The sequence below is a fragment of the Hymenobacter cavernae genome (genome assembly GCF_014641455.1).
Lineage (GTDB): Bacteria > Bacteroidota > Bacteroidia > Cytophagales > Hymenobacteraceae > Hymenobacter > Hymenobacter cavernae.
The window spans coordinates 1-624 of record NZ_BMHT01000032.1 but is presented as its reverse complement, the minus strand read 5'-3'; the positions used below and the strand labels follow the sequence as shown (position 1 = coordinate 624).

At 55.8% G+C, this 624-nt stretch carries 2 tRNA genes and 2 rRNA genes; all 4 read right to left on the bottom strand.

Annotated features, from left to right (window positions below):
• Positions 1 to 80 (bottom strand): 23S ribosomal RNA (locus IEX74_RS23085); the annotation flags it as partial.
• Between the two features lie 180 nt (positions 81 to 260).
• Positions 261 to 334: transfer RNA gene (locus tag IEX74_RS23080), tRNA-Ala, on the bottom strand.
• Between the two features lie 34 nt (positions 335 to 368).
• Positions 369 to 442: transfer RNA gene (locus tag IEX74_RS23075), tRNA-Ile, on the bottom strand.
• 95 nt (positions 443 to 537) lie between these two features.
• Positions 538 to 624, bottom strand: a 16S ribosomal RNA gene (locus IEX74_RS23070); the annotation flags it as partial.

Below are 624 nucleotides of genomic sequence, written 5' to 3'. Positions count from 1 at the left end.
CGCAGCTTTTCGCAGCTTATCGCGTCCTTCTTCGCCTCTGAGAGCCTAGGCATCCCCCGTGTGCCCTTGCTTACTTCTCTTCCGGGAGCTACCCTGTTACCAGGCTCGCTCCGCGCTTGTTACTTCTTACTCGTTTTCAGTACGTCAAAGAACATCTGCCCTCCTATTGAGGACAACGTAGCAGCAGACTAATCGCTTAGTACTCCTGCTTGGTACTCTATTACTCCCGTGCAAGGCCACCGTTTGTGGCGCCGCTTCCGTGGAGAATAACGGATTCGAACCGTTGACCCCCTGCGTGCAAGGCAGGTGCTCTAGCCAGCTGAGCTAATCCCCCGGTATGCCCCTCCGCAGCCATTCGCCACGCGACGTGGGCCTGCGTGGACTCGAACCACGGACCTCTACATTATCAGTGTAGCGCTCTAACCACCTGAGCTACAAGCCCGGGTCAGCCTACTGGCCGAATCCGATCAAAATCGTTGAATGATGGAAAGACAAAAAGGAGTGCTAACGCACCGACACAGAGTCGGGCAGCTCCAGAAAGGAGGTGATCCAGCCGCACCTTCCGGTACGGCTACCTTGTTACGACTTAGCCCCAGTTACCTGTTCTACCCTAACTGGCTTCTG